Source organism: Patescibacteria group bacterium (assembly GCA_041645165.1).
GTDB lineage: Bacteria > Patescibacteriota > Patescibacteriia > 2-02-FULL-49-11 > 2-02-FULL-49-11 > 2-02-FULL-49-11.
The window spans coordinates 1-4,974 of the sequence record JBAZQN010000033.1; the positions used below are offsets into that span (position 1 = coordinate 1).

Below are 4,974 nucleotides of genomic sequence, written 5' to 3' on the forward strand. Positions count from 1 at the left end.
TAAGCCCTTTTGATACTATCTGGAAAAATCAGGGAACTAGTTTGATTTTTGATGCGACCTCTTCTTTGACTCAAGACCTAGACGGCTCATACCGCGGAGCGGCCTGGGACATCGGGGCGGACGAGGTACCGACCGAGTTTGTGTCCACGATTTGCGAAAACACCGCGGCGGGCGGGGGATGCGCGAATTTAGATTATAGAACTCTTTCCACCTGGGAGTCAGCAGTTAACTCTGACCTGACCGCTTCGGGTACCCGCATTTTCTCCGGCACGGCTTCGGGTACGTTAGCCAACGGGAACACCGTTACCCTGTATAACGGCGCTACCTCTACCGGCATCACTGGCACGATCCAGGCTACCACCACCTTACAGATTCTCATTAAGAATATTATTGGCACCACCTCGCCGGTCAATGTCGCCTCCGGCACCGTTTGGCAGGTAACATCCGCTAACACCTGGAAAAATTCCGGCACCGCCGACCAGCTCGGCGCCAGCCCGATTGCCGTCGCCAAAATTGACGGGGCGTGGGCGAATCCAGACGTAACAGTGGTAACTGTAGATGGATGGACAACTAGTCGTGATAATTTTATTAAGATTTATACCACACCGACAGCGAGACACAATGGTAAGTGGGATAACGGGAAATATAGGATAGAAGTTGCAAATAGCGCAGCACTTTTAACTAGAGAAAATTATACTTGGATAGATGGCATTCAAGCTTATATTACGTCCATGACAAGTGGGGAAATAGCAGGCATTGATTCTTTGAACATCTCAGGCGAGAGTGAATTCAAGGTCTCAAATAGTATTACTCGCGGAGTTACGAATGCTTCAGGCAGCTGGTTTATGGGTATCAGGGTGTGCAGTTCAAATGAAACAGCATACTTATGGAACAATATTTCATATGACTTTAAGGGAAGTGGATCTAATTTAGGATACGGCATCTGTGGTACCGGTGCTGGGACAGTTGGAATTGTAGTGTATTCTTATAATAATACTGCGTATAATACTAATATTGGTTTTTTTATACAGGATTCCATCTCAACAGTAATTGCGAAAAATAATTTATCGTATAGTAATGATGATAATTACTATGGAACTTTCAATGCTTCCTCCACCAACAATCTCTCCGGCCCGACACAGACAGACGCACCGGGCTTGAATCCGCAAAATGCCAAGACAGTAAATTTCGTCTCTACCTCCACCGCCGACTTCCATTTGGCAGACACGGACACGAGCGCCAAGGGGGCGGGGGTGAATTTGTATAATGATGCTAATATCAATGTGACGAACGATATTGATTCGGCGGCTCGGCCTCCGGCGAATGTTGGGTTGAATTTTGACATCGGTGCCGATCAGACGGCGGTGAAGATTTATCGGTCAATAGCGCCTGGTAGTTCGGCTGCGCTCACAACCGGCGCAACGAATGCGCTGACGATTTCCAGCTCAACTTCACTCGCAACTTTTGCCACGGCGCTCGCCGATAATATCGGTGTGGGCGATGTCATCATCTATAACACCGGCGGCACGGCCACCGGCACCGCGTTTATTCACGGCCGCTCCTCTTCAACCGTCTATACCGTCAAAACCGCCTCCGGCACGGCACCGACCGCCGTTAGTGCCGATACCAGCTGGTCAATTTACCGCGCCTACACCACGCTAGCTAACGCCGAGGCTGGCACCGAGAACACGGGTATCGTCAATACCGCAATCCGCAACTTTGATGCCTGGTCCGGCGGCGCCGACTTGGTCGCCTCTAACACCCAGTGGAACATCGCCGCCTACGCCAACGGCGCTACGGCGGATACTGCCGCCGTGACGATTAGTGGCTGGACAACCGGGCAACAGAATTTCATTAAAATCTACACGCCAACCGCGACCAGCGAAGTTGGCACCAGTCAGAGGCATCAGGGGAAATGGGATGCTAATAAATACAATTTATATTACAACGGAAGGCCGCTTTCTATTTATGTTCCAAATACTTACGCTGTCGGTTTACAGGTGGGTGCTGATTCAGGAGATTATGGTATAACCATAAATAATGCAACAATCGGATATGTGCATATAAACAATAATATTATAAAAAACTTTGGAACCGGCATTATGAGCCAATTTGGCTCGGTGATGGGAGTGAAAATATGGAATAACATTGTGTATGGTAGCGGCAACGCAGTTTTTACGTATGGATCTAGTATGACTGGCTATATTTATAATAATTCAGTTTATAGCACTACAGGCACTGGCTCTGGATTTTATCATAATGCTGCCGCCTCTAGTTTTGTCCTTAAAAATAATTTTGCACAAGGCTTCGCAAGTGATTATAATTTAAATGCGACTGACAGCTCATACACGAACAATATTTCAAAAGATGCTACCTCGCCCAATTCTGGTGGAACTGATTGCGCCGGACATAGTTGTCGGAACCAAACCGTCTCTTTCGTCGACGCCGCCAACAAAGACTTTCACCTCGCCCCAATCGACACCGCCGCGCTGGACGCGGGGACAAGCAGCCCGCGGGATTCTATCGACCCTGCGGGTCTCCAGAATGACATAATATATGACATCGACGGGCAACTGCGCCGACAGTGGGACATCGGGGCGGATGAGGGGAGTGTGGAGTATGTGACCAGCGTGATGCAGACTGGCGGTAACTTTTCCACACTTTCAAGTTGGGAAGCGGCGAATCAGGTTGATCTGGCGACGACCTCGACCGCGGTATTCTCGCTTTCCAGTGCATCCGGCACCATTCCGGTAAATTCTACGCTGGTCGGCCTGACCTCCGGCGCGGTTGCTTCAACAACTGTCGGCGCAAACTCTACCTCAACCCAAATTTTGCTTTATAATATTGCCTCTTCAACCTTTCTTTCGGGCGAGCGGATTTACATCAAAGGTGCGGCGACCACCTCAAACTACGCCATCCTCTCCAATGCCGGCAACCCTGCCATCGCCACAGCCAAGATTGATGGCGCGTGGACGAATCCGGATACGACCGCTGTCATCATTGATGGGTGGACGACCGGGCCAAATAATTATATCCGTGTTTATACCACGCCCACCGCGAGGCATAATGGGAAGTGGGATGATGGAAAATATCGATTAGAGATAAATAGTCTAGATGGAAATGGTATTTCTCTGAGAGAATCAGATATATTAATAGACGGGGTGCAATTAAAAATGACTGGTAATTATAATAATCCGGCGATTGATGGCTGGCCTAATTTACAGAATATTAAAATAAACAATAATATTATTCAAAACACCAGTACGGGTACGGGTGGATATAATTATGGGATTAGTCCTTTTACCGATAACGCCGGCAACATTAAAGTTTATAATAATATTATTTATGGCTTTACGGACGGTTGTATTAGAATTGTAAATTCAACTTCCAACAAGTCATATGTGTACAACAATACAGTTTATAATTGTGGAAACTATGGCATCCGCGATGGCTATGGTGATGTTGTTGCAATAAACAACGTTTCTTACAATAATACTGATAACTACGAAGGAGCTTTTAGCGCTTCGTCCACCAATAATCTCTCTGGTCCGACACAAACAGACGCACCTGGGGCAAATTCAAGGAACGGTGTAATTGTAAGTTTTATTGATGAAACAAACAGGGATTTCCATCTCTCCCCAACCGATACCGCCGCCAGGAACGCGGGGACGAGTACGATTTTGTGGGACTCTAGCCTTTATTTCACCCAAGACATTGACGGTTCATACCGGGGCGCGGCGTGGGACATCGGGGCGGATGAGGTGCCGACCGAGTTTGTTTCAACGATCTGCGAAAGCACGACTGCCGGCGGGGGGTGCGCAAATCGCAGTTATGCCACACTCTCAAGTTGGGAATCGGCTGTTGATTCCGACTTGACAGCTTCCGGCACGCGCATTTTTTCCGGCACTGCTTCCGGCACGCTCGTGGCAGGGAACTCCGTCACGCTTTACCGCGGCGCCACTTCAACCGGAATCACCGGCACGATTGTTGCGACAACCACCTCCCAAATTCTCCTCCAAAATATTGCCGGCACCACCTCGCCGGTCAACGTCGCCTCGGGCACGGTTTGGCAAATAACGACAGCGAACACCTGGAGAAACTCTGGCACCGCCGACCAGCTCGGCGCTTCGCCTATCGCTGTCGCTAAAATTGATGGTGTTTGGGCAAGTCCGGATACGACGGGGCTGGATATTGATGAGTGGACAACGAGTTATGATAACTACATCAAGATTTACACAACTTCCGCCGCAAGACACACAGGGAAGTGGGATGCGACAAAATATCGAATCGAACGAACCGGAGGAAATATCACTGGAATAGGTATTGCTGAGGAGTATGTTTGGGTTGATGGTTTGCAAATCAAGCTAACTGCAACCGCTGGAACTTATTGGCCAGCATCAATCGTAACACCCATAAATAATGTTAATTCTAAATTACGGATTTCGAATTCTATTTTTACCGGCGATTATACCGCATTAACCGGCGGCTATGCTTCCGGGATAGCAATGTCAGGGAGCAACGATCGTCTCGGCACAAGAATTATTTGGAATAATCTTTTTTATAATTTCACAAACGACGCAATTGTGATTAAATTTGGCGCAGGTAAAATATATGCATATAACAACACGATTTATAATTGTTCTACCGGTTTTACAAATAATGGTGGTAACCCGGTTTTTTATTTAAAAAATAATATCACTCAAAATTGTAGTAATGGTTTTGATATAGGCCCGGGTTTCTTCGCCACCTCCTCCGACTACAACATCTCCGACATCGCGGGGGACGCGCTGAACGCGACTTTTGCCACTACGAGCAAGGTGGTGCAATTCGTCTCAACCTCCACAGCCGACTTCCACTTGGCCGATACGGACACGAGCGCTAAGGGGCAAGGAGTTAATTTGTATAATGATGCCAATATCAACGTGACTAATGATATTGATAGCGCCGCAAGACCTGGCCCCGGGATGAACCCGG

Annotated in this window: 1 protein-coding gene; it reads left to right on the forward strand. The window is 48.0% G+C overall.

Annotation, left to right across the window (positions count from 1 at the left end):
• Window positions 1–41: 41 nt before the first annotated feature.
• A partial coding sequence (locus WC659_07170; protein ID MFA4873676.1) for a hypothetical protein occupies window positions 42–4,974 on the forward strand: 4,933 nt, incomplete at its 3' end.